The sequence below is a fragment of the Desulfomicrobium baculatum DSM 4028 genome (genome assembly GCF_000023225.1).
In the GTDB taxonomy this organism is placed as follows: domain Bacteria; phylum Desulfobacterota; class Desulfovibrionia; order Desulfovibrionales; family Desulfomicrobiaceae; genus Desulfomicrobium; species Desulfomicrobium baculatum.
Window position 1 is genome coordinate 1889535 of the sequence record NC_013173.1, and the last position, 23912, is coordinate 1913446.

The 23912-nt window shown below is 63.1% G+C and carries 20 protein-coding genes; 6 read left to right on the plus strand and 14 right to left on the minus strand.

Annotated features, from left to right (window positions below):
* Nucleotides 1-11 precede the first annotated feature (11 nt).
* From DBAC_RS08325 to DBAC_RS08385, 13 genes are all read right to left on the minus strand, one after another.
* Nucleotides 12-620, minus strand: coding sequence for a hypothetical protein (locus DBAC_RS08325; protein WP_015773843.1), 609 nt, complete (start codon nt 618-620; stop codon nt 12-14).
* A 65-nt stretch (nt 621-685) separates the two neighbouring features.
* The gene (locus DBAC_RS08330; protein ID WP_015773844.1) at nt 686-3343 is read right to left on the minus strand and encodes a hypothetical protein; all 2658 of its coding nucleotides are present in this window, start codon (nt 3341-3343) and stop codon (nt 686-688) included.
* A 60-nt stretch (nt 3344-3403) separates the two neighbouring features.
* Entirely contained in the window at nt 3404-5446 is a 2043-nt protein-coding gene (locus DBAC_RS08335) for a DUF4352 domain-containing protein (protein ID WP_015773845.1), read from the minus strand.
* Nucleotides 5443-6153 (minus strand): SEL1-like repeat protein, encoded by a 711-nt coding sequence (locus DBAC_RS08340; RefSeq protein WP_015773846.1) that lies wholly within the window; start codon nt 6151-6153, stop codon nt 5443-5445. The genes DBAC_RS08335 and DBAC_RS08340 overlap by 4 nt, the downstream gene beginning before the upstream one ends.
* Before the next feature lie 101 nt (nt 6154-6254).
* Nucleotides 6255-7358, minus strand: coding sequence for a S41 family peptidase (locus DBAC_RS08345; protein ID WP_015773847.1), 1104 nt, complete (start codon nt 7356-7358; stop codon nt 6255-6257).
* The gene (locus DBAC_RS08350; protein WP_015773848.1) at nt 7355-7897 is read right to left on the minus strand and encodes a coiled-coil domain-containing protein; all 543 of its coding nucleotides are present in this window, start codon (nt 7895-7897) and stop codon (nt 7355-7357) included. Before DBAC_RS08350 ends, DBAC_RS08345 begins: the two co-directional genes overlap by 4 nt.
* On the minus strand, nt 7894-8541 hold the full coding sequence (locus DBAC_RS08355; RefSeq protein ID WP_015773849.1) for a YMGG-like glycine zipper-containing protein: 648 nt from the start codon (nt 8539-8541) through the stop codon (nt 7894-7896). The genes DBAC_RS08350 and DBAC_RS08355 overlap by 4 nt, the downstream gene beginning before the upstream one ends.
* Nucleotides 8542-8568: 27 nt before the next feature.
* Nucleotides 8569-10278 (minus strand): formylglycine-generating enzyme family protein, encoded by a 1710-nt coding sequence (locus tag DBAC_RS08360; protein ID WP_015773850.1) that lies wholly within the window; start codon nt 10276-10278, stop codon nt 8569-8571.
* Nucleotides 10268-12097 carry an ABC transporter permease gene (locus DBAC_RS08365; RefSeq protein WP_015773851.1) on the minus strand — a complete coding sequence of 610 codons (1830 nt, stop codon included), beginning with the start codon at nt 12095-12097 and terminating at the stop codon, nt 10268-10270. The genes DBAC_RS08360 and DBAC_RS08365 overlap by 11 nt, the downstream gene beginning before the upstream one ends.
* A complete protein-coding gene (locus DBAC_RS08370; protein WP_015773852.1) occupies nt 12094-12849 on the minus strand; it encodes an ABC transporter ATP-binding protein in 756 nt (251 codons plus the stop codon). The genes DBAC_RS08365 and DBAC_RS08370 overlap by 4 nt, the downstream gene beginning before the upstream one ends.
* 12 nt (nt 12850-12861) lie before the next feature.
* Nucleotides 12862-14970, minus strand: a complete 2109-nt coding sequence (locus tag DBAC_RS08375; protein WP_015773853.1) for a vWA domain-containing protein — start codon at nt 14968-14970, stop codon at nt 12862-12864.
* 296 nt (nt 14971-15266) lie between these two features.
* Nucleotides 15267-17801, minus strand: coding sequence for an ABC transporter permease (locus tag DBAC_RS08380; protein WP_015773854.1), 2535 nt, complete (start codon nt 17799-17801; stop codon nt 15267-15269).
* A complete protein-coding gene (locus DBAC_RS08385) occupies nt 17801-18475 on the minus strand; it encodes an ABC transporter ATP-binding protein (RefSeq protein ID WP_043810724.1) in 675 nt (224 codons plus the stop codon). The genes DBAC_RS08380 and DBAC_RS08385 overlap by 1 nt, the downstream gene beginning before the upstream one ends.
* On the opposite strand from DBAC_RS08385, the gene DBAC_RS08390 reads away from it, so the two are divergent.
* The 5 genes from DBAC_RS08390 (at nt 18474) to DBAC_RS08410 (ending at nt 21845) form a co-directional block, all read left to right on the plus strand.
* Nucleotides 18474-19124 (plus strand): arylesterase, encoded by a 651-nt coding sequence (locus DBAC_RS08390; RefSeq protein ID WP_015773856.1) that lies wholly within the window; start codon nt 18474-18476, stop codon nt 19122-19124. The genes DBAC_RS08385 and DBAC_RS08390 overlap by 2 nt on opposite strands.
* Before the next feature lie 33 nt (nt 19125-19157).
* Nucleotides 19158-19871: a hypothetical protein gene (locus DBAC_RS08395; protein ID WP_015773857.1), complete on the plus strand. Its 714-nt coding sequence runs from the start codon at nt 19158-19160 to the stop codon at nt 19869-19871.
* Between the two features lie 69 nt (nt 19872-19940).
* Nucleotides 19941-20645: an RluA family pseudouridine synthase gene (locus DBAC_RS08400; protein ID WP_015773858.1), complete on the plus strand. Its 705-nt coding sequence runs from the start codon at nt 19941-19943 to the stop codon at nt 20643-20645.
* 175 nt (nt 20646-20820) lie between these two features.
* The gene (locus tag DBAC_RS08405) at nt 20821-21324 is read left to right on the plus strand and encodes a MauE/DoxX family redox-associated membrane protein (RefSeq protein ID WP_015773859.1); all 504 of its coding nucleotides are present in this window, start codon (nt 20821-20823) and stop codon (nt 21322-21324) included.
* The gene (locus DBAC_RS08410; protein ID WP_015773860.1) at nt 21321-21845 is read left to right on the plus strand and encodes a rhodanese-like domain-containing protein; all 525 of its coding nucleotides are present in this window, start codon (nt 21321-21323) and stop codon (nt 21843-21845) included. Before DBAC_RS08405 ends, DBAC_RS08410 begins: the two co-directional genes overlap by 4 nt.
* Nucleotides 21846-21978: 133 nt before the next feature.
* Here DBAC_RS08410 and lolA read toward each other — a convergent pair whose 3' ends face one another.
* Nucleotides 21979-22617 carry an outer membrane lipoprotein periplasmic chaperone LolA gene (gene lolA / locus DBAC_RS08415; RefSeq protein WP_015773861.1) on the minus strand — a complete coding sequence of 213 codons (639 nt, stop codon included), beginning with the start codon at nt 22615-22617 and terminating at the stop codon, nt 21979-21981.
* Between the two features lie 103 nt (nt 22618-22720).
* On the opposite strand from lolA, the gene DBAC_RS08420 reads away from it, so the two are divergent.
* The gene (locus DBAC_RS08420) at nt 22721-23911 is read left to right on the plus strand and encodes an MFS transporter (protein ID WP_015773862.1); all 1191 of its coding nucleotides are present in this window, start codon (nt 22721-22723) and stop codon (nt 23909-23911) included.
* Nucleotide 23912: the final 1 nt, after the last annotated feature.

The following is a 23912-nucleotide window of genomic DNA, read 5'->3' on the forward strand; positions in this document are numbered from 1 at the left end:
GGCGGCTCAATTCATTTTACCAGCCGCAGCAGAGTCTCATGATCCGGCTCCGGGGCGCGGCAGCGGGGACAGGTCCCCGCGCCGTGGGCGTAGAGGTTGCCGCAGGCCAGGCAGACCCGCTCCTCGCGGTCCGGCTCCGCCTTTTCCGGCCAGTCCAGCCCGGAAATCTTGAACACCACGTCGCCGGGGGCGAAATAGCCGTACAGGCTCTCGGTCAGGCGCAAGGTCATCGCCTTGCCGCCCCGGGTACGGATCCTGGCCCTGGGACTGTAGGTGATGTCGTCGGACTGATTCCCGTCGCGGCTCGCCCGCACCTGCTTCATGAACAGCTCCTCCACCACCCCGGCCCAGCTTTGCGTCGTCTGTTTGCGGGACCATCCGGCCAGAAGAAAGGTCACTGCGGCGGCAAAACTGAATGAATATAGCACGTCGTCGTTAACCTCGCCCATCTCCCACCAGATCAACCCAAAGATCATGGACAGGACCAGGGCGAAAAATCCCCAGGCGTAGATGCGCGAGTGGCGGCCATAGGTCCGCACCCAGGCCGTTGTCTGCTCAGGGGTCAGCGGGCTCGCGGCCGTGGAGCGTTTTTTGGCCGAAGCCCTTCTTTGCGCCGCCATTTCCTTCTCCTTTTATTAATATGAAAGCGGCCCGCTCCTGACCGGGGAACGGGCAGCCTTCTTTTCTAGTCGAGGGGAATGCTCTCTCGCCGGAAGTGCGTCCCGTCGATGGCCAGGTACTCAAGGCCACCCTCCACGAACACCGCGCGGGGCGGAATGATGTCGTGGGCGCGCTCCTCGCCGCCGAACACGACGATGTGCATCTTCTTTTCCTTGCGGTCGCGGGTGAAATAGACCAGATGCCGCCCGTCGGGGCTGAACTGCGGAGGCTCTTCGTCGTAGATGTCCCTCGCCTCCGGCCCGGCCTGTCCGTCGAGACAGATGCGCGCGGACGTCTTCTGCTTTTCCAGCCACGCCACCCTGGTCCCGTCGGGGCTGAAGACGATCCCCCTGGGCGAGCCCTGGCCCCGGCCGATCTCCTTGCCGTCCACGACGACGACGTATTCCTCGTCACTCAGCTGAAAGCCCGCCGCCCAGCGACTACCGTCGGGACTGAAGGTTTCATCGACGACGCTTTTCAGCGCTCCGAAGCCGTGGGAAACGATCTGGCCATCGACCACCAGAAAAGACTCCTTTTCCTTTTTGGCCGAATAGATGTGCCGCTGGCCGTCGGCGCTGAAGGTGGCCGGATCCCAGATGTCACTGAAATCAGGTCCGATCTGCCCGTTAATGACCATTGACCTCACACTCTCGTCCACTTGGGCGACATAGGCATAAAAGGCGCTGTCGGGAGTCACCGAGAACTTGTAGCCGCTCCCCATGGTGGGCTTCAGTTCTTCGCCGTCACGCACCAGAAAGCGGTCCCCGCCCTCTTTTTCGGCGATATAATAGAGTTCGGCGCGATTCTGCGTGAATCGGGGGCTGCCGTGAATAGCCGGGTACTTTTGCCCTTCGGAACCATCGGCGGTCACGACCATGGCGAACTCGGCCCCGGTCTGAGGGTCTTGCCCCCTTTCTATCCAGGCTGCTTTTCCGTTCTCGGCCACGGCTCCGTCCCGCACGGAGGCGTTCGTCTCCCGCACCTGCTTGCCGTCGAGATAGACCCGGTACACGCTGCCCGTCTTGCCTCCGGCCAGGACATGTTCCCCGCTCGCGCTCATATCCACGAATTCGAGGTCGTCGAAGATCGGGCCGTCGGCCCCGTTGAACACAGGGATCTCCTTCTCACCCAGCTCGGCCTCATAGCGGAACATCTCTCCCCCGGGCGTGAAGCGCAAGGCGTATCCCTTGACGTCATCGTACCATTTTCCGGGGACACCGTTGACGACAACGCGCTTCTTTCCCTCTTTCTCGCCCTCGACCCAGGCCACATGGCGCAGATCCTCCGAAAGGCCGATGGCGGTCTCGTCCAGGGCATATTGGGACACCTGAAAATCGAACTTCTCCGGCGCGGGAGCCGGTCCGGCAGTCCCGCCCGCCGACAGGGACTCCTCCTGACCCACGGCGTACAGCGCGCCTTCATGCTCGTACACGTCGCCCGGCATGGCCACCACGACCCAGCCGATGCGGTGCTGGCTGGTGCTTAAAATGCCCAGCTCGTTATCGCCGATGTACTTTTTGATCCTGTAGGACATGTATATGCCCAGAACCCTGGGGCCGACCGGGCGACCGGTGGCGGGGTCGATGCGGGGGGTCCAGCGCACCTCGCCGTCCAGCTTGTCGTCGAAACCAATGTCGGCGTCGCCTCTGGCCTCGTCGTGCTCGTACACATAAACCGATTTGCCGGCCACGCGATAGGAAATCCTGTCCGCGATCTCCTTCTCGCTCAAGGGGATTTCCGGGTTATCAGGGGCATCGACGCGGATGACCACCGGCGTGTCCGGGGTGGCGAACCCGAGGACGAGGTTGTAGGAGGCGTCGTCGTCAAGCACGGGCTTCACGTTCAGATATTCGGAAAGCTTGTTGAAATACCCTTTCTCTCCTGCCAGCACAGCGGGGTCCTCGGGCAGCATGTGCTGCAGACGCCGCTGGAAATAGGGGTCATCCTGCGGAGCGGCGACGGAAAGCCCCTCCACCTGCAATTTGACCCTGTACGTTCCCGGCACCTGATCGTTGAGGGGAAACTCCACGCCATCCCCCGGCCCTGCGTCGCTGGGGGCGGCCGGAGGCAGGGAGGACGTCGTATTCGTGCCCCCCTCCTGAACAGGCTCAGCCTGAACAGGCTCGGCCTGAACAGGATCAACCAGGACGGGTTCGGCCTGGGCGGGCTCCGCCTGGACAGGCTCGGTCGCAACGGTCTCGGTCGGAGCGGGCTCCGCCTGGACAGCGCTCGGGACTTCGACGGGACCGTCCTCGGCCTGTGCCCAGCGCGTGGCGCCGCTGCGCACCAGGGTGCCGGCGGGCACGGAAGCGCCCGGGGCGGGCGGCGACCAGTCGAGATGCTCACCGCCTTCCATGAAGGCGGCCAGCTTGGCCAGTTCGGCGCCGAACTGCGCCAGGGCAGGGTCCGCACTCCACTGCCGGACCTGATCCAGATTCGCCCCCAGGAGGTCCAACCCGGACTCCTGCCGCATCCGCTGCGCCAGTTTCACGTACTCGTCGGGCAGCCTGCCCCAGCCCCGCAGAGCCCGGACCGTGACCTTGCCCTGCTGCTCCATCTGCAGGAGCCCGTCGGGGCCGGTGGCGATTTCCACGGTGGAGGCAAAGCCAGGGCCACAGCAAACAACCACAAGCATCAAACACACCGATGCGGCCAGCGCCTGCGTCATGAGAATTCGCCTCATCCTACCTCCCATAAGACCAAATTGTAGGCTTACCGTTCAGAATGATTATAATCATTCTATCTATTTATGAAAAAGAAATTGCAAATCCGGCTTTAATGAGTACCCTTTTAGATAATGAAACTCTACACGATTCATATTTTTAGGCATCAAATACACCATGCTTCCTTCAAATGATTCTCCAGGAGACAGTGTTTTCGCCCCGAAAGTATCAGGCATCGACTCGTCTGTCTTAACACCTGAATATTGTTCTATTCCATTTCGATGTCCTTGACTGTCAACCCACTGAAAATCGTTTGCTCCTATACTTTCTTCTTCATTCGATATATTCACGAATCGAACAGCGACGACGATATATTCTTCATCTTCTTTCTTGTCTTTTGTCCAATACGATGCTTTTGCGACAGCCGTTACAGTTATCTCAAAAATATCTGTTCGACCTGCTTGGCCAAGATGAAGAAATTTCGCATCTTCCTCATTCGGGGGCGCTTCATTCGCAGGCTCCTCGTTGACCGCCAACACCTCTACGCTTTTGACGACTTCGCCGATTTGGCCCTTGTCGTCCTTGACACGGAAACTCACAGTTTTTTCGCCCGGCTCCGCCGGGGCCTGCCAATAGAACACCGCGCCTGTGGACAATCCGTAGCCGCCCATGTCCAGCGGCCGATAGTCGGGGATGCCGCCGGTCAGGCTGACCTCGAAATGCACGACCTCTCCGGGCGCCACCGAGTCCGGCCCGCTGACCGTTGCCTGCCCCAAGGGAGGAGCCTCGGCGATCATGCGGTCGATCTGCGCGATCAGTCCCTGCACCTGCCGCACCCTGTCCTCGAGTTCGGGATGACTGCCCTGGGCCTCCGTCAACACGGCGAGGGCCTCCTCCACATACGCCCGGGCCATGGTCAGGTTGCGTCCCTGGCTGGCCAGGCGGAAGCCGTACATGTAGGGAACCCGGGCCCTGGCGATGACCTGGTTGGCGGCCCTGCGCTCCTCGGCCTTGGCCACGACGCTCTTGAGGTCCTGGATCTTCTCGAAAATGCCTTCGTTGGGGAAGCTGTGCTCCACCGCGTAGCGCTCGACCTTGGCCAGATAGTCGCCCGCGGCCTCGGTTTTGCCGGCCTTGAGCAGCTCGTCGACCTTGAGCATGCCGCGGATGGCGTTCATGCGCAGCTCCATGTCCGCCCACTGCTCCTTCATGGCCGCGTTGGCGCGGTCGTACTGCAGCATGATCATCTCCGTAACCAGCTCCTTGACCTGGGAACTGGACCAGCTGACCACGAGCCCCGGCAGGAATCCCCCGCCCAGGGCGGCCGTGGCCGCCGTGCCCGCAGTCTGGGCGGCGAAGCCGAAACCCGTGCCCGTGGCGCTGGCTGCCGCTTCTTCGGCGTCGTTCAAGGCCAGAAGAGCAGGTACGTCAAAAGCCAGGACAAAGACACCATCTACAAAGGTGCCGATGACTCCGGGGTTCTTGACCAGGTAATCCTTGACCGCGGCCTTGGTGCCCTTTTCGGACAAGAGTTTCCGAGCCGCCCGGATCTGTTCGGGGGAGAGTTGTTGCAGGGCCGTCTTAAGATCGTTGGCCAGATGCGCCGGGACCTTCCCTGTCGCGGTGATGGCATCCTCAACTCGGTTCAAAAGATCAAGAGCCCTGACGCCGGCATCGTCCAGGGCGTCACCGCTGTAGGCCACGAGCTTTTTCAGACCGTCGGGGCCGACATTGTGAAAAGCCCCCGAGGCGCTCTCATCCAGTGCGACGACTGCAAACTCCCGGAGTTTCTTGCTCCGGATCATGTCCAGCAGCTCCTCGCGGTTGGAACCAGCCAGCTTGCCGAGCCTGCCCGCAAACTCCTTCAGCCCGTCCTTGTTTCCCTTCCAGTACTCAAGCGCGGCGCGAAGCTCCCCGCTTGCTCCTTCCGGAAGCGAGTCGTACGTCAAGCCCGCGCTGAGAAAGGACTTCATGACCGCCTTCATGCTGTCGTCCACCACGACCTGCTGTGCAATCTCGGCCTGTGTGGGTTGCTTCAATTCATCGGCAAGAGACGCGCCGCCACCTGCAAGCACCAGAACCAGAAATAAAACGCCCGCCCTTTGCAATGCCTTGATGTTCATTCGAGCCCCCACTGCCCCAGTTGTGATCCTGCTTCCGCGGCTTTGCGACGCAGCTGCCCCGCCTTTTCCGCATCCTGGGGCACCCACAGGCCGGATTCGTATTCATCAGCCAAAAGCGCCATGGCATCGGCATCACCCGCTGCCGCAGCGTCCTCAAGAAGGGCCACGGACCGAATCGGATCAGGCGGTCCGTCAACGCCAGTCCTGACCGCAAGGGCCAGGCTGACCTTCGCCCCGGGATCACCGCCGTCGGCCTGAGCGCCAAGCTTCCCGATCATTTCGCCAAGGTCCGGAGTTTCCCCTTTGACGTCGGCATCGACAACGGGAGGATCCTGGACAACGGACGTCCCTGAAGCGGGCTGCTCGCCCGAGGACAAACCTTCGTCCATGCGGCTGATAAGCTGTCCCAGAACATCACGCTGGGCTTCGCTCAGAGCAAGCTGTCCCTCACCTGCCTGCTCCTTCCAGGTTGCAAGTTGCGCCCTGTCGGCGGAAATGAGGTCCAGGCCCAGGGCGCGGAACTCCATGGCTATTTCCGCAGTGGACGGAGGGACCAGCTTCCAGGCCCACAGGGCCCTGACTGTGAGCCGCCCTTCGTCCCGCAGCCTGACCAGCTCGGGCGGAAGCGTGTCATAGGCCGGTTCGGAGGCAAGAGCCGGGTGTGGCAGAACCAGCATGAAAAAAAGAAGAGCGAGCCAACGTTTCATTTTGCCTCCGTGTTCAAAGCGCTTGGTTCTCAGCGCAAACGACAGTCCCCAACTCCGATCCGTCCGTGATGGCAGAACATCCCGGCAGCTCCATTCGAAGATCACTTGCCGGCCAGAACGCTATCCACCACCTGCACCAGCCCCGCCAGATCCATAAGCTCGGCGCCGGACACTTCCCTGTCCGGCATGAGGCCCGCGCCGGAGCAGGAGCTGCCATCCGGAAGCAGGACGTCTCGGTTGGTGTAGCGCAGCACCGAGCCGTCGGACAGGCGGGCGTCGGTCTGGGAGCTGCATTTGCCGTAGGTGCGCTGGCCCACGAGCAGGGCCCGGCCCTGCTGGTGCAGGGCCCCGGCGAAGATCTCGGCCGAACTGGCCGTATCCGGGCCAACAATAAGCGCCAGAGGCATGGAGTACTTCTCCCCGGACGGGGCCCGCACTGGGCGAGCATCCTCGCCCCGGCCCTGGATCGTGCCCAGAAGGGTCCCGGCAGGCAGAAACATGCCCGCCATGTCGAAGGCTTCGTACAGATCGCCGCCGCCCGCGTCGCGCAGATCGATGACCAGCAGCCCAGCTGGCCCCGCGCCCTTTCGCGCCAGGAAATCAATGGTGGCTTGCAATGCGGGTTTGGTCATGCCTCCGACAAACTCGCGGACACGCAACACCTGCCGGTCCCCCGGCGGCACAGGCTCCACGTCCAGGGGCTTGAAGGCCTCGCGCACGACCCGGATGTCAAAGCTCTTCCCGCCTGGCCGGGCCAGAGTCAGGCGCACGACAGTGTCTTCCCCTCCTTTGAGCAAAGACGCCACGCTCTGGGCATCACGCCCGGCCACGCTCTCGCCGTCGACTTCAAGCAGCCTGGACCGGTCGGGCACCCCAGCCTTGTCCGCCGCTCCGCCCCGATAGACGGAGAGGAAAATATCCTCGCCGCGCACGATCAGCTCCGCGCCGATGCCGATCCAGGCCTCGCGTCCGGTCATGGGGGACTGATATTCCCGCGCCGGGAAATAGCGCGCATACGGATCGAACCGTTCCAGAAAGGCGGGCAGTCCGGCTTCGTCCAATTTTTCCAGTTCCGCATGATTCGGGGGAACCAGAGCCTCGTTCAGCAGAATCCTGCGGATCTCCTCCAGGGGCGCGGACTGCGCCCCCGCAGGGACCGGCAAGGCCATCAGCACGGCCAGCATCCAGAAGGACGCAATCCTCACTGGGCAAGCTCCATCTGCATCTTCATGAGCAGGTCGTATTCCTTGCGCAGGGCATCGCGCTGCTTTTCGAGCTGCTTGCGGCGCAGGTCCATGTCCGCGTCGCCAAGACCGCTGCCTTCCAGATCATCCAGGGACGATGCCTGCTGGTTCATTTTCCCTTTCAGGTCGGTGACCCGCTTCTGCAGGTCGGCCACGCGCTGCGCGTCCGCGCCATCCTGGGCGGCGAGGCTTTTGGTCTTCTTGTCCAGGGCCGCTATCTCGGTCTGCATGGCTTTCACTCGGGCCTGGTCCTTGTCGACCAGGGCCTGGGCCGCCGATTTCTGGGACTCCAGCTGCCCCTTTTCGGCGTCGAGTTCGCTTTGGGTGGCACGCAGCTCTGCAAGCCGGGCCTCGCGCTCCGCCACGCGATCCTTGTAGCCGCCGCCACCCAGCCCGGCCACCCCGCCGAAAAAACCGCCTGTGCGCGGATCGTGCTGACCCGCGCAACCGCCCAGCAGCATGGCCGCCAGCAGCATGGGGATGAGAATCGCCGTCCTCATACGCTCAGCCTCTGGTCGATCTGAGCCAACTGGGTGCTGCCGTCACGCAGCTTGTCCAGGTTCTTCTGCAGCGTGCCGACTTCCTTTTCCAGGCGAGCGACGTACTGGTCGCCGGCAGGGCGGGTCTTTTTCTCGTCGGCCAGGATGGCGGTCTGGACGTCAAGCTCCTTGGCCAGCGTATTTTCAAGCTTCTTGCTGGCGTCGATCTTCTTCTGCAGTTCGTCGCTCTTGGCCGCCAGAACCTTCTTGTCCACCGTGCCCTTGTCATACTGGGCGCGCAGGGTCTTGGACTGCTTTTCCAGCGTGGCCACGTCCTTGGAGAGCTGCGCGTTGTAGGCGATGGCGGTCTTGTTGTACTCCTGCGTGGTGGAGATTTCCGCGTCGAGGAACTCCTCCGTAGTGGCGTAGGCCTGCTTGCGCTTTGCGATCTCGTTGCCGACAAGAAAACCCAGGCCCGCGCCGGCCGCGGCTCCGATGGCCGCACCCTTGCCCCCACCCACGGCATAACCGAGCAGGCCGCCCAGCACCGCGCCCACGCCCGTCCCTTCGGCCTGGGTGCGGTTCTTGTCGGTCATGGTCGCGCATCCGGGCAACAGAGCAAAGACCAGAAGCACCACGACGAGCACGTTCACAATCTTTTTCATAACTTCATCCTCCTGAAATTATTTGTTTTATGAATCTGAAAATTCGGCAAAGCCCTTGCGAAATTCCTCCAGCCAAAGTTCGGTGTCGGCCCGGCGCTGCTCGGCGTAGTTCTGGGCGTGCCCTTTGAGCAGCTTCATGACCAGGCGTTCGCGTTTGGTCATTTCCCGGGCCTCAAGCTCCGTGAAGGCGAAGTCGATGTAGGCCTTTTCGTACTCGCCAAGGGTCCCGATCTTGTCCTTGTAGCCCTGCATCTGCTCGCCCAGCGCCGTCTTAAGCTCAGCCATGGACTTCTCCACCGCCGCGACCTGCTCCTGGTAGCGCGTCGACGTCTCGGCAAGTTCCTTGGCCAGGGCCAGAGTGTCCGTCAGCCGCTCCAAGCGGGACAGATAGACCGACAGGTTGACCCCGTTGCGGGCCGCGTCCTGGGCCAGGCTGCGCGCGCTCTCGCGCTGGGCCAGTTCAAGGCGCTCTCTGGCCTTGTCCAGGGTGGACTGAACCGCCCCCAGGGGCTCTTTGAGGGCCGGATTGTCCTTGATCAGACGCTCGATGATGGGGTCGGCCGCGCCGATCTGGACCGAAGCCTGGCTGACCAGGTTATCCAGGGTGCGCCCCACGGGCATGGTCTTGCGCAGGTCGGCCTTGTAGGCCTCGTACTCTTTCTCGATGCGGGCGCGCTGGGCCGAGGTCACGACCACGTTGGCCCCGATGGCCAGGCGCGCCCCGGTGTTGAAGGACTTGCGCTCCTCGACCTTCTTCTCGTCCACGTTCCAGGCGTAGACGTCGAGCTCCGCCCTGAGCGCGCTGCGCAGGTCCGCAGCCGGGGTGGAGACGCTCCCGCCGCGCACGGCCACGCCACCGGGCTTACCCTGCCAGATCTCCGGCCGGAACAGACCCGAGGTCATCTCCTGGGCGTTGCCGAAGAGGTCATGAAAGCCGTTTGCGTCCGCATTGCGCAGCCCAACCGGCCGCAGTTGGTGCTTGGCGTTGCCCAGATGCCACGCGAACTCGTTGGCCTCGGCCGCAGCAAACGGCAGGGCTTTGTCGAAGGCCCCGGCCTGGATGGACGCGAGGCCGCCCCGGGCGCAGTATTCCCACTCATCCTCCGTGGGCAGACGCATGAATCCGGGGGCCTCGTCCACACGTGGCATGGCCGCCACACGTTCCGGGTGGGCAGGATCGAAGAGCCACTGGTTGTAGCGGCGGAGGAATTCAAGCACGTCCCCATGGCTGACATAGGCCAACGGGAGCATCAGCGCGTCGCGCAGCTCGCGGCCCTTCAGGGTCGGCAGCTTTTGGTCCTCCGGGTCACCGCTGGCGGCCAGCAGGGCGTCCATGCCCATGACCGCGACATACTGGCCACGGGTCAGCTCGTACTTGGCCATGACCAGCTCCCATGCCTCATCCTTGCCGGACGGAAAGGAGCCGCTGATCTGAGTGCGCTGCAGTCCCTCGAAGATGCCCCCCGAAGCGTCGCCGATCTGAATGATGCGACTCTGGTCGCCCCAGAACCCGCTGCCCGGCACCGGCACCCTGCGAAAAACCATCTCGGCGTCGCCCGGCATGGGCAGGATCAGGTCGCCTTCGGCCGGTTTGGGATTGTACGGGGTCTGCGGCGGCGCTTCGGCCAGGGCCGCCGTGGTCGAAAACGCGAGACAAAACACCCACGCCGCCACGAAAGACAGGGATAAAATCATGGCCGAAAATTTCCGGTCGCGCCTCACGCCATCATTGTTCACGAATGACCTCCGCAGGATCGATGCATGTCGCCCGCCACGCGGCTGCCAGAGAGGCCAGAGCCGCCAGGGCGAGGGTTACGATACAGAAAACCGGAACATAGGCTCCCGGCAGAACGCAAAAAGCCTCGCCCGGGGCAAGCTCCGAGGCAAAGGCATGGTTGATGGTCGCGGCCAGGACTCCGTAGCCGCCGAATCCGGCGGCCAGACCCAGTGCGGCAATCATGAGCCCCTGCACAATGGGGAAGAAAAAGACATGCCTACGCGCAAAACCCAGGAGCCGGAGCACCCCCAGATCGCGCCTGCGCCGCTCCACGGCCGCGTACAGGCTGGACACCAGCACGGCCGTGCCGCCGAAAACTCCCAGCAGCGCGATGAGCCAGAAGAGGCGGGTCAGGCCCCGGTCCAATACCTGGATGCGCTCGATGGCCTCGACTTCGGCCATGACCTCGATGCCCTGTTTTTTGAGTCTGTGGTACAGGCCAGGCACAGCGTCGATGCTGCGCGCATAGAGGCGAAAGCCCCGATACCCGCCGCGCGCCATCTCGAAGCGTTCCGCCGCGCGGTCGAAGGCCACGGCGCGCTGCGTGGCGGTGCGCAGCACCCCCAGAAGCTCCACCGGCACCACCGGATACTCAAGCGCGGTCTCACCGGCCTGATGCAGGTCGAATTCCAGTTCGGCCGCCCCAAGGCTGCGCACCGCTGTTTTATCTGCGGCGGGCACGTTCTGGACCGCAGGCCACTGCACGCTCAGAATGCGCTCGGGCAGCCTGCCGGTGTATCCGCCCCACGGCGTTGGCGAAAGCCCGAGCAGCCGTGCCTGCTCCTCGTCTATGGACAGGCCCACCAGGCGCAACTCCTGATCCCCCCGCTTGACCACGACATCCAGGACATACGGCAGCAGCACGCGGGTGTACCCGCGCAACTTCTGATCGATGGCCCGCAGGTTGGACGCGGTGATGGACGCGCCTGGGGAAAGCAGGTTGTAGACCGCAAGATCCGGCGGCGGCGAAAAACCGAGCAGGTCTCTGACCCCGTCCGGCGAGATGTCCGCGATGCGGCCAAAGCCGGTGTTGATGACCAGGCCGGATCTGCTGATGGGAGGCAGCGGTTCGGGCAGCACAAGCACGGCTCCGTCGAAGCTCGCGTAAGGCTCCGGCGTGTCGCCGGCCCAGCCCCGCGCCGGGGCCGCGTACCCTTCCTTGTAGGCCTCCACGTCGAGCACGAACGAAAGCGGCGCATAGACCCGCGCCAAAGACCCGGCCCGCGCATCGAGCACGGCCGCGACCCGCAGCCTGACCTCCACGTTCTCGGTGCGTCCGCCCCGGGATCGCGTCACCCGCGCCACGGCCTCGCCTCCGGCGCTTAACCCCAGTTGCCTGGCAGCCTCGGCCGTGAGCACGGCCTCGCCGTCGGCGGGCACGATTCCACCGTTTTCAAGCAGCAGCGGATCGCCGGGAGCGGTCGGAATGAGATCGAAGAGTTCGGTTTTGTCCGTTTCGCCGCGCACCATGCTGATGACCGAGGACAGGGGCAGGATGGTCGGGGTCAGAAAGCCGATGCCGGGCCAGGTTGCCATGTCCTTGAACCACTCGGGCTTGAACTCTCTGGTTTGCGACGGCCGGATCTCGCGAAAAACCGGGTCTTCCACCAGGCGCTCGCGCAGGGTCTGGATGGTGCCGTGTTTAAGGCCGAGCAGGACAAGCAGGGGGGAGATCACCGCCGCCAGGGCAATGATTAGGCAAAGAGTCAGAATCCACTCGTGGCGCAGGTGCAGGGCGGCGAGGGCGGGGATGAGCTTTAGGGGCCGGGCCGGGGTCATGACCCGCTCCCGTTGACCGGCCGGCAGAGCGAGCTGGTGACATGCTCGGAGACCTGCTGCGTATCGAAGGTGTAGGCCACGTCGGCACGGTCCATGACCAGGTCCACGTCATGGGTCACCACCACCACGGCCACGGACTCGTCCCGGGCCAGGCGGTGCATGTCGTCCATGATGGCGCGCGCCCGGGCCTTGTCCACGGCCGCCGTGGGCTCGTCGGCCAGCACCAGGCGCGGCTGATGCGCCAGGGCCCGCAGGATGGCCACCCGCTGGCGCTGCCCGATGGACAGGGCTACGGGCATCCGGTCCAGGCAACCGGCCACTCCGAGGCGATCGGCCAGGGCGTCCAGCCTGGACGGAGCGATGTCGCCGCCCTTGATCCGCGCCGGCAGGCAGATGTTCTGCCGCACGCTCAAAAAAGGGAGCAGGCCGCCGGTCTGCAGAACATAGCCGAACAGGTCGCGGCGCAGGGCGGACAGGGCATCTTCGTCGTCCCGGGCCCACAGGGCCGCGACATCGCAAGCGCTTTGCGATTCGGAAGTGATCTCAAAACGCCCGACCCGGGTCGGAGCCATGACCAGGGCGAGCGTATCAAGCAGCGTGCTCTTGCCGCAGCCGCTCTCGCCGATGACCGCGACCATCTGACCGGGCCGGACCGTAAACTCCGGCACGCGCAACTCGAAGACGCTCTCGCTCTGGGAACGCGTCTTGACGAGCCCCTCCAACCGGACCATGGGCGCGACCGCTTCAACCATCTTTCATCCCGCCTACGGCAGGTAATCGAGATGCAGCGGATAGACCAGATCCTGGTCCGGGTCCGTGTCGTTCAAGCGGAACCAGGCGTCGACCTGCTCGTTGATGGTGCGGTACTGATCGAGCTTGGCCAAGACGCTCCACTCCAATTGCGAGCGCTGCTCCGCCGTCATGCTCGCGAACATGTCGTCGGTCAGGGACAGGATGTCGCTCTTGTAGGGCAGGCTCTGGATGAAGGCCGGGAGCAGGCCCGATTCGGCCAGGGTGGCCGCACCGCCGATGTCGTCGGGGCGCTTCATGGCTTGCCCGGACACGCTCTGCAGGGCCTCGAAGAACTGTCCCTGGGTGACTTGGGCGCGCATCAGCGCCTGCACGACCTGATCCAGGGACTGGGCCAGGGAAGACAACTGTTCGCGCGTGACCAGAACACGCACGTCGAGCGCCCGGTCGGCGGGGTTGATCAGGTCACGATCCAGAGTCCAGGCCACGATGTCCTTCGGAGGGGTCGCTTCCTTGCCGACGTATTCGATGAGCGCCGCTTCCCAAAGCTTGTCGAACTCCTCAAGCGGAGCCGCGCCCGCCGGATCGGCGCCGGCGGAACCGCCCATGGTTTGGCCCAGCAGGGCATTGATGCGGCCGGTCAGATGCTCGACCAGATCGCGGTACTGCTGCTCCTCGAAAGCGTTGACCTCTTTGATGGCGGAACTCTCGGCATCGCCGCGCACGCGCGAGAGGTGGGAAAACTGGGCCAGGGCGCGGGGATGATCCTCGGCCGCGCGGGGATCCTGCAGATGGATGGCGAAAAGGTGCACCTGGGCGTCGTCGTATTCGCGGCGCAGATCGGTTTCGTCCTTGCCGCTGGTGTTCTGGGGATGGCCCTTGGGATGCGAACTGGCGTCACCGATGAAGATGACGAAGCGCAGCGCCCCTTCGCGCCATTTGGAGCGCAGGGCCTCGTCCACGCCGGCAAAGGCCTCTTCCGCATAGTCCACGCTACCGACGGCCGTGGCCCCGCCTTCCTTTTCCAGCAGATCGACGAGCTGTTCGCCCGGGACCAGCTCGGGGGTGAGGTTGCGGGTCACGTATTCAAGCTGCGGCGCGGCTTCCAGGGAATCCCGGAAGACCACCAGACCGAAACGGTAGCGATCGGCGGTTTCGGCGCTGATTTTTTTGGTCATCCCGGCCACGGCCTCGCGGGTCATGTCGATGAAGGGCTGCATGCTGCGGCTGGTGTCGATGACGAAAACCACATCGGTCTTCACGTCGCGCATGACCGCCCCGCCCGCCGCACGGCCCACCTGAGCCTGCTCCAGATAGTCCGGGCTTGCGAGGGTGTCGGCCCCGCGGCTGTTCGGCACGGCGGCAGCAAGCTGCAGGAGGCGGACGTCATCGCCGTCGATCCTGGTCTGCGACCACTGCAGGATGGGCAGCACGTAAAATTGGCGGGTGATGTCGACAAAACGCTGCGGCTCCATGCTGACCACGCTGTCCGGGATGTTGCCGCCGTCGATGGCCGCGTAGATGCCCTTGGCCTTACCGGCCATGTCCATGTCGTCGACCACGGCTTCCAGGGCGGCGCGGTCGTTGAACATGAGCACGGGCCTGCGCCCTTCAAGGGGGTTGCCGGGATGGGTGTAGGAGACGAGCAGGGCCTGCCGCCATTCGAGCACATCCTTGGCCTGCATCCAGCCCACGGGCTCGGACTTGGAGGGACCGACCTGGTACCAGCCACGCGGATCAGCAGCCTGGCTCAGATCAAGGCCCTGGCGGTCAAAGACATAAAGGGGTTTGAAGGCGGGAACATTGGCCTGGACGATGCCGTCCTCGCTGGCCACCGCCTCGCGGTACATGGCGGAAAAGGGACGGGGCAGAATACGCAGCGGCAGTTGCGTGGCCGCTTCCAGGCACGGAGCCCCGGGCTGGCAGACTATTCCGTCATCAGGAGCGGCGGCCCCGGCATGCCCGGCATCTCCTTCCAGGGCGGAAAGGGAGTCCGTCGGTGCGTGCCCTTGCGTGCCTTCGAGATCAGCAAGGGCCGCGTAACCTAGTCCGACGAATGCCGTCAGGCACAGTACCGTGCCCAGCGAGAGAATTCTCCGTGCCGCCGCAAGATAACGAAACATGACGCCTCCTGACTACGTGAGTTGAAATTCTACTTACTGCAATGAATGGATTCTCAAAATTTACTCACAAAAATGCTAAAATAAATTGAACAATAATGCAAACTTATATTAGGCAATCTGAGGCAGGAAGAATGAAATAGGCACGTATGTTATCTGCATATGATCAAGTAACCACCGAACAATCCTTTCTATTTCGAGTTCTTAAAATAGGACACCGCTTTAAAATCATATCCTTGCGAAAAAGAGTCGGTAATGTGCAAAAAAAGGCGCACCTGTGCGCAAAAACGTCACCCGCTTCATTCGTTGCGCAAAAACGGAGCCGCCTTGCGGCCCAGTACGCGCCATGTGCCAAGCAAGCCCATGCACAGCGACACCCCGACACCCACCAGTACGGTCAAAATGCCCATGGCGAGGTCCGGTCTGAACTGCATGCGCAAAAGGCCCTGGACCACGCCCCAGGCCGTGAGCGTACCCAACGCCAGACTGCCAAGGCCCGTGAACAGCCCGGCCAGGGAGAATTCGGCCACGAGAATGGCCAGGATGTCGCGCCGAGTGGCCCCGCAGACCTTGTAGATGACGCTGTCGTAGATGCGCCGGTGCTGGTCCGCCGAAAAGGCTCCGGCCAGCACCAGAAAGCCGGCCAGGAGGGCAACGCCGGCCATGACCTGAAAGATGCGCACCGTGCGGGTCAAAATCAGGGCCGCGTTGTCGAGCACCTCGCGGATGGTGATCACGGCCACCTCCGGAAAGGCTTGCGTGGTGCGGGCGTAAAGGCTCTCTTCGTTGTCCACGCCGTAGGCCGCGCCGAGCCAGGTCTGCGGTGCGCCGTCAAGAGTTCCGGGAGAAAAGATGATGGCAAACTGCATGGCCAGGGTCCGCCAGTCGACCTCGCGGATGCTGGATATGGTTCCGGTCAGGTTGCGGCCGAGCACATTGACGGTCAAGGTGTCGCCAAGGTCCACCCCGAAGCCCTTGGCCAGGTCGGAAGTCAGGGAAATGAGCGGAGGGCCGGCATAATCCGCCTGCCACCACTCGCCCCGCAAAAGGGTGCTGCCGGCCGGAAAATCCACGCTGTACGACAGGCCCCGGTCACCGCGCACGGCCCAGGACACGTCCTCGGCCACGGTGGCATTCTCCACGGGCGTGTCACCGATGCGCACGATGCGCCCCCGGATCATGGGGCGCAGGTCCAGACGCGAAACGCCGGGGGTATCAAGGGCAAGGGCGCGAAACCTTTCGACCTGATCGGGGCGGATGTCCATGAAGAAAAAATCCGGGGCCTCCTCGGCCAATTCGGCGGTCAGCGCCCTGGTCAGGCTGGAATTGACCATGACCACGGCCACCAGGGCCGTGAGCCCGAAGCCCAGGGCAAAGACCAGGCTCACGCCCGGCGAGCCGGGACGATGGATGTTGGCCACGCCGATGCGGGCGCTGGGCCAGGGCAATTGTGGCGCCTTGCCCGCCAGCCAGCGAATGACCCGGGCCAATCCTTTGAACAGCACAAAGGCCATGATGGTGCCGCCCACGAACCAGGCCGAGAGCCTGGTGTTGCCTGCGAACCAGAAGACCATAAGCGCCAGCAGGGCAAAGGCGCAGGCCGTGGGCAGGATCGCGGCCCGCGGGATGCGCGCCATGTCGGCCGAGACGTATCCCCGGAAAATACCCGAAGGCCGCACCATGACCGCGCGAAAAAGGGGCGGCATGGAAAAGGCCAAGGTCGTGACCAGCCCAAAGAGGGCGGCCTGTAGGAGGGGGGCGACGTAAATTCCGCTGCGGACCTGGATGGGCAGGACGTCGGAAAAGAATCGCCCGGCCAGCCAGGGCACAAGGCTCCCGGCCAGGATCCCGGCGCAGGCTCCGACAAAGCCCAGGAACAGAACCTGCGCCAGGTATGAAACGAACAGCACCCTGCTCGATCCACCCATGCATTTCATGGCCGCCATGTGGTTGAGCCGCCCGCCCAGGTACCCGCGCACCCCGCCGGCGATGCCGAGGCCCCCGACCAGCAGCGCGCCGAGTCCGATCAGGGTCAGGTCCACGCTCAGGCGCTCCAGCACCGTGCGGATGCGCGGGGCGGCGTGCATGTAATCGCGCACCCGCCAACCTGAATCGGGATTATCAGCGCGAATGCGGCTGACCGCCTGCTCGGCGCCCCCGCCAGGCAGACGCAGCAGGTACTCGGTGCGGAAAAGGCTGCCCGGCTGGGTCAGGCCGGTCTGCCCAAAGGCGCTGGCGGAAACCATGAGACGGGGCCCCAGGCTGAAAAATTCGACCACGCGGTCCGGCTCGCGCTCGATGACCGCGCGCAAGGCGAAACGCACTTCGCCGACACGGATCTCATCCCCCACGGCCAGTCCGAGGCGGGTGAACAGGGCCCGGTCAGCCACGGCCCCGGGCAAACCGTCACGGACCGCAAGCAGTTCCTGCACCTCCCCGCCGCCTTCCAGCTCCATGCGGCCGTACAGGGGGTAAAGAGCGTCCACGCCCTTGAACTCGATCAGCACGGAGCGCCCTTGTTCCGGCGCGGCTGTCTCCGCGCGGGCCATGGTCCGCGTGGAAAGGGTCCGGCTCAGATCACCGAAGCCGCCGAGATATGCCGCTTCAGCCTCGCTCAGGTCCCGCGAGGTGAGGCTCACGCTCACATCCCCGCCCAGGATGGCCTTGGCGTCACCGGCCAGACCCGCTTCCAGGGCGCGCCCCAGAGAACCCACGGCGCTGATGGCCAGGACGCCCAGAAACAGGCATCCCAAAAAGACGCCGAAGCCGCGCAGGCCGCCCCGCAGCTCCCGGCGGCACAGAGTCAGGGCCAGGCGCATGTCCTTGGTGCTCATCACGCCTCCATGCGCCCGGAGTGCATGGTCGCCACCCGGTCGCAGCGTTTGGCCAGGGAGCGGTCATGGGTGACCAGGATCAGGGTCGCGTTCTCTTCGGCCTGCAGCGTAAAAAGCAGTTCCATGACCCGCGCCCCGGTTTCCTCGTCAAGGTTCCCCGTGGGCTCGTCGGCCAGGATGATCCGCGGCCGCGCGGCAAAGGCGCGGGCCAGGGCCACGCGCTGCTGCTCGCCGCCGGAAAGCTGCGAAGGATAATGTCCGGCGCGATGGCCGAGCCCGACCTGTTCCAGCGCCTCCAGAGCCCGGCTTCTGGTCTTTGGATGATGGGCGAATTCCAAGGGCAGGGCCGCGTTTTCAACAGCCGTCATGGTCGGGATGAGATGAAAGGCCTGAAAGACGATGCCCAGATGCTCGCGCCTGAAGCGAGACAGCGCGTCCTCGTTCAGGGCGGTCAGATCGACCCCGGCCACCTGCACCTGACCGGAAGTCGGCCGCTCAAGCCCGGCCATGAGCATGAGCATGGTCGTCTTGCCCGAACCGGAGGGACCGACCACGGCCAGGGTCTCGCCCTGGCCCACCCGCAGATTGATGCCGTTCAGGATGTTGACCGGCCCCGAGCCGGCGGTTAGCGTCAAATGAACGTCACTGAGCACAACAGAAGAGGAAACATTCATGTCGTCGATCCTTATATGGAGTATCACCTGGGCCGCGGCCCTCATATTGTTATGTCCGGTCCGCGGAGCGTGCGCGGGGCCCGAGATACACATCCTCGCCTTCGGGGACAGCCTGACCGCCGGCTACAACCTGCCTCCCTCCAAGTCCTTCGCCGCCCAACTGGAGGAGCGGGTGCTGAGCCAGGGACGAAAAGTCCGGGTCACCAACGCGGGTCTGTCCGGCGACACCACCAGCGGCGGGCGGACACGCCTGGCCTGGTCCCTGCAGGACAAGCCGGACCTGATCATCCTTGAACTCGGCGCCAATGACGGCCTGCGCGGGCTGGATCCGGTCTTCATGCGCGAGAACCTCGACGCCATGATTCAGGAATGCCTTGACACCGGAGCCCGAGTAATACTGGCCGGAATGCGCGCTCCGGTCAATTGGGGAGAAGCTTATCGAACGGAGTTCGAAAAAGTTTTCCCCGAGCTGGCTCAAAAATACGGGCTGCCTCTGTACCCTTTTTTTTTGGAAGGGGTTATAACAAATCCGGCCCTACTTCTTGAAGACGGACTGCATCCCAATGCTGGTGGCGTGGAGCGCATCGTGGACGGTATCCTGCCCCTGGTCCTGGACGAAGTGGACGGCCTGATGCAAAGTCCCGCATAATCGAAAACACGACATCCTTGTCGCGGGGAACTCATGACCATTCTGCCTTTCGTACTGCTGGGCGTCCTTATCGGGGCCTGGTTTTTGTCCATCAAGATCATGCGCATCACCGTCGATGCGCTGGCCTCTCCCCGGGAGCGGATGGCCCCGCGCTCCCACGTCCCCTCGGATCAGGAACTGCGCCAGCCGCTACGTCAGGCCGAAGAATGGGCCCGCGAACACGGGTTCGACGACGATGTCATGTTCGACTTTCAGATCGCCTCCAAGGAGCAAACCCTCTTTTGCCGGACCTGGAAAAACACGACCGAGAAAACCTATCTGGTTTTCTACTACGGAATGGGCAAGCACTTCGTGGAACTGGTCACGATTTACGACGACAAGACCGGCGTGACGACAACCAACGCTCCCGACGCGCACACCCTGCCGGCCGTGCCCGGAGCCTTCATCCAGAGCTTTCCCGGATCGAGGCTGACGGATCTGCTCGGGCTGCACCTGCAAGGCCGCGCCACCCTTGAACGGCGCACAGGCCTCACTGCGCAGGAACGTCAGGAGGAGACCATCGAGCTCATTGCCCGGTCCCTGAAACGACAGGCCACCTACGTCATGTCCATCCCCGGCTGGCAATGGAAGGGACTCTGGTGGATCACCGTGCGCAAGAAGAAGATGATCGGCAAGGATGTGGGCTGGCAACTCGACCAGCTTGGCGTCTTTGAACCCAGCGCCGAGTCTCCGGAAATTCTGCAGTGAAAACCCGGCGCCATTTCTCCTGCTCCGGGATCCGCCGACGCCCAAAGCGGACAGCCAAAGCGGCCAGCAATGTCTCTTGAACCGCTGCGCTACGATCCTCCGACCGAGCCCAGGCTGGCCGTCATCCACGAAGACCGGGACATGGTCGTGGTCAACAAGCCGAGCGGCCTCCTTTCCGTGCCCGGCCGCACCCCGGAGCTGTTCGACTCGGTCCTGTCACGGGTGCGCGAAATCCACCGGGGCGCCCAGGCCGTGCACCGGCTGGATCTTGGCACCTCCGGAGTGCTGGTCGTGGCCACCCGGCGCAAAGCCGAAACGATTCTGCGTCAGCAATTTCAAGACCGCCTGACCCGCAAGCTCTACCTGGCGCGGGTACAAGGCGTGATGAGCGAGGACTCCGGACAGGTCGACCTTCCGCTCATCTGCGACTGGCCCAACCGCCCCATGCAGATGGTCTGTCATGACACCGGCAAACCGGCCCTGACCGATTATCAGGTGCTTGAAAGCGACGGGGAAAGCACCCTCGTCCTCCTGCGCCCGCATACCGGCCGGTCCCACCAGCTGCGCGTACACATGGCCAGCCTTGGCCATCCCATCCTGGGCGACAACCTCTACGGCGAGCAGAGGCCCGGCGAACGCCTGCTGCTCCACGCCAGCCAACTGGGCCTCTATCACCCCTACAGCGGAGAATGGACCACCTTCCACGCCCCCTGCGACTTCGCGGAGCACATAGCCCCCATCGTGCTGAAAGCGCCCACCCTGGCCAGTCCATAACCGGGACTTGCAAAGCATGAAGGCAGCAGATCGCCCCTTGCCCCCTGCACGCCCACAATCCGTTTGAAACCCGGCAGCCCCCCGCACAACCATCGGCAATTTCAATCCATGCCCAATCTTCTGATTTAAAAGAACGATTTGACCGCAGGCCCGCCTCGGGTCAGATAGTTTCCCCATGATCCCAATATACTGGAAATCCTGGTCCTACGCCTTCGTGCGGATCGGACTGGCCCTGTCCTTCCTCGCGGCCGGAATCATCAAGATTCTGGACCCCATGACCTTTGCCGTGACCATTGACGCCTTCGGCATCCTGCCGGGGCCGTTGGTCCTGCCCGTGGCCGTTTTGCTGCCTGTCGTCGAAATCATCGGCGCGGTGGCCCTCATCTTCGACATCCGGGGCAGCCTTGGCCTCATCACCCTCATGATTCTCATGTTCATCGCTGTCCTCGGCTACGGGCTGCACATGGGCCTGGACATCGACTGCGGCTGCTACGGACCCGGCGACCCCGAAGGCGAGGCCTACGCCGGAATTCGGGGAGCACTGCGGCGGGATCTGATCATGCTCGGATGCGCGGCAATACTGTATGCGTGGCGGAAGCTGCTGGGCGTGCGCCCGGATTCTCTCGCAACGAAATACGAATCCATAAAAACCTTTATTTTCAAGGAAGAAACTGCATGAAGAAAATTGCCACCCTCGCCCTGACCCTGTGCTGCCTGCTTCTGGCCAGCCCCTCTTTTGCCCTCTTCGATTCCAAATTCGAGGCCGAAACAACCAAGGAAACCGAAGCCGTGAAGCTTTTCCGCGACACCACCGCCGGCGGCTACGACCTGGTCACGGCGGCCGAACTCAAGAAGATGATCGATGCGGGCAAAGACATGCTCATCATCGACACCATGCCCTACGAGGACAGCTACAAGAAGGAGCATGTGCCCGGCGCCCTGCAGTTTCTCTTCCCCATCCCGGACATGAAGGGATGGGACGACAAGGAAACCGGCGGCAAATCCCAGGCCGACTTCGAAGCCATGCTTGGGCCCGACAAGGACAAGACGATCGTCGTCTACTGTGGTTTCGTCAAATGCACCCGCAGCCATAACGGCGCGGTGTGGGCCAAGAAGCTCGGCTACAAGAACGTATACCGCTTCCCCGGCGGCATCTTCGGGTGGAAAGGCGCCGGATTTCCCGTAGGCACGCTCAAGTAACTCCCCCGGCGCGAGGTGGATCCACCCGGCGCTTTTTCAAAGCCGCAAAAAAGCCCCCGGATCGTTATGATCGGGGGCTTTTCCATTGTTGCACCCAGAATAAGGACTTATCCCTTTCTCATTCCGCTCTTTTTCACTCTCCGACAAGCCCTTCGATCACGTCCGTGCCCTTGGGCGGCACCAGGGTGAATTCCTTGTCTTCCACGGGCACGTCAATCTCAATTCCGGTCAGTTCCAATTCATTGATATTTCCGAAGAAATCCACCAGCTTGATCTTCTCCAGCATATCCTGGCCGGGCCGGACCCAGAGTTCTCCCTCGACCAGATTGGGCTCGGGCTCCTTGGGGATGATCTTCAAATGCCTGAAATCCCCGTCCGCGCCCAGATCCTGCACGATGAAGTCGTCCTTCAGGTTGGCCTCGCCGGACAGGAAACGGATCATGGTCTTGGAACTTAAAACCTGCTCCACCGAGTAGCGGTAGACAGTCTCCTCTGCGGGAAAATATTCCCAGACCGTGTCCTGCCCGATGATGAGCAGCTCATTCTCGGGGCTGGTCGTTTCCCAGCGGATGAAGCGGGGGCGTTTGAAGGTGATGCTGCCAAGCCGCTCCTGCACTTCGTGGCTGGAGGCATTGGTCAGCTTCTGCAGAAAAAACCCTCTAAAAGACTGCAATGTATCATATCGCTTTTGGATCTGATCGCTCAAATCCGCAGCCTGTGCGCACCAAACGCTGGTCAGGACGAAGAGAAGCCCCATAAAAAAGCGCGGCACACGTACCTCCTGGTTGATGTTGCTTTCACGATTCAATGGACGTATCGGAAAAACCCTTTACGCCAATTGGGCAAATACAGAGTTTCCTCACGGTTGTTAAGCTATGAACCCAGACCCGAAAAAAATTCCCCCGCTGCCCTTCACCCCGGTCCTGCCGGCCCTGGCGCTGCTGACAACGGTCTTTCTGGCCAATTTTCTGGCGCGGACCATGTTCGGCCCCCTGCTGCTACCCATCAGCGAACATCTTGGCCGCAGCCTTGCCGCCAGCGCCAACCTCTTTGTCTGTCTGGCAGCCGGATACAGCATCTCCGTCCTGTGCGCGGGCTTCGTGTCCCAGCGCCTCGGACACAAGGGCACCATCGTCGCGTCCGTGATCGGCATAGGCATCGGCCTGCTGGGCCTGGCCGGGAGCGACACCTTTACCGGCTTTTCGATCTGGATCACCCTCATGGGCATTGGAGCGGGCCTGTACATGCCATCAGGCGTGGTGACAATCACCGAGATCACGCCTCCGGCTTATTGGGGACAAGCCTTCTCCATCCACGAATTGGCCCCGAACCTGGCTTTTATCGCAGCGCCCTTCATCAGCGAACTGTTCATGAAATCCCTGGGCTATGCGGCCCTTTTCCGCCTGCTCGGAGTTGCATGCCTGATTCTGGCGGCAGTGTACGCCCTGCGCGGTCGGCGCACCGTGCGGCCGGGCATGGCTCCCGTGCTTGGCAACATAAAGACCATCGTAACCAGGCCGGCCTTCTGGATCATGGTTCTGCTCTTTGTTCTGGCCGTGGGCGTGGAAATAGGCATCTACAATCTTGTGCCCGCTTTTCTGGTCATGGAAAAAGGAACAACCCGGGAAATGGCGAACATCATCCTGGGGTGTTCGCGCACCGCGTCCCTTGCCTTTTTGCCCGCCACGGGGTGGATCATCCGGCGCATCGGTTATCGCCGCACTCTGGCCCTTTGCCTGCTGGGCACGGGGCTGACGACGCTGCTGGCCGGATACGGCCCGCTGTGGTGGACCGTGACCATGCTGACCCTGCAGCCCATCTTCGTGGTCTGCTTTTTCCCGGTGGGATTCGCGGTCCTGGCCCTGGTCTGCCCCAAGGCCACGGGCGACCTCTCCGTGTCCCTGACCGTCACATGCACGTCCATAATCGGGGCCGGACTCATTCCCGCCGTGCTGGCCTGGAGCGGGGAGCGGTTCAGTTTCGCCCTGTCTTTCACGCTCTTTGGCGCGGCCCTGTTCGCGGTGAGCCTTATGGCCATATTGAAGCTGCGCATCCCCGAATCCTAGA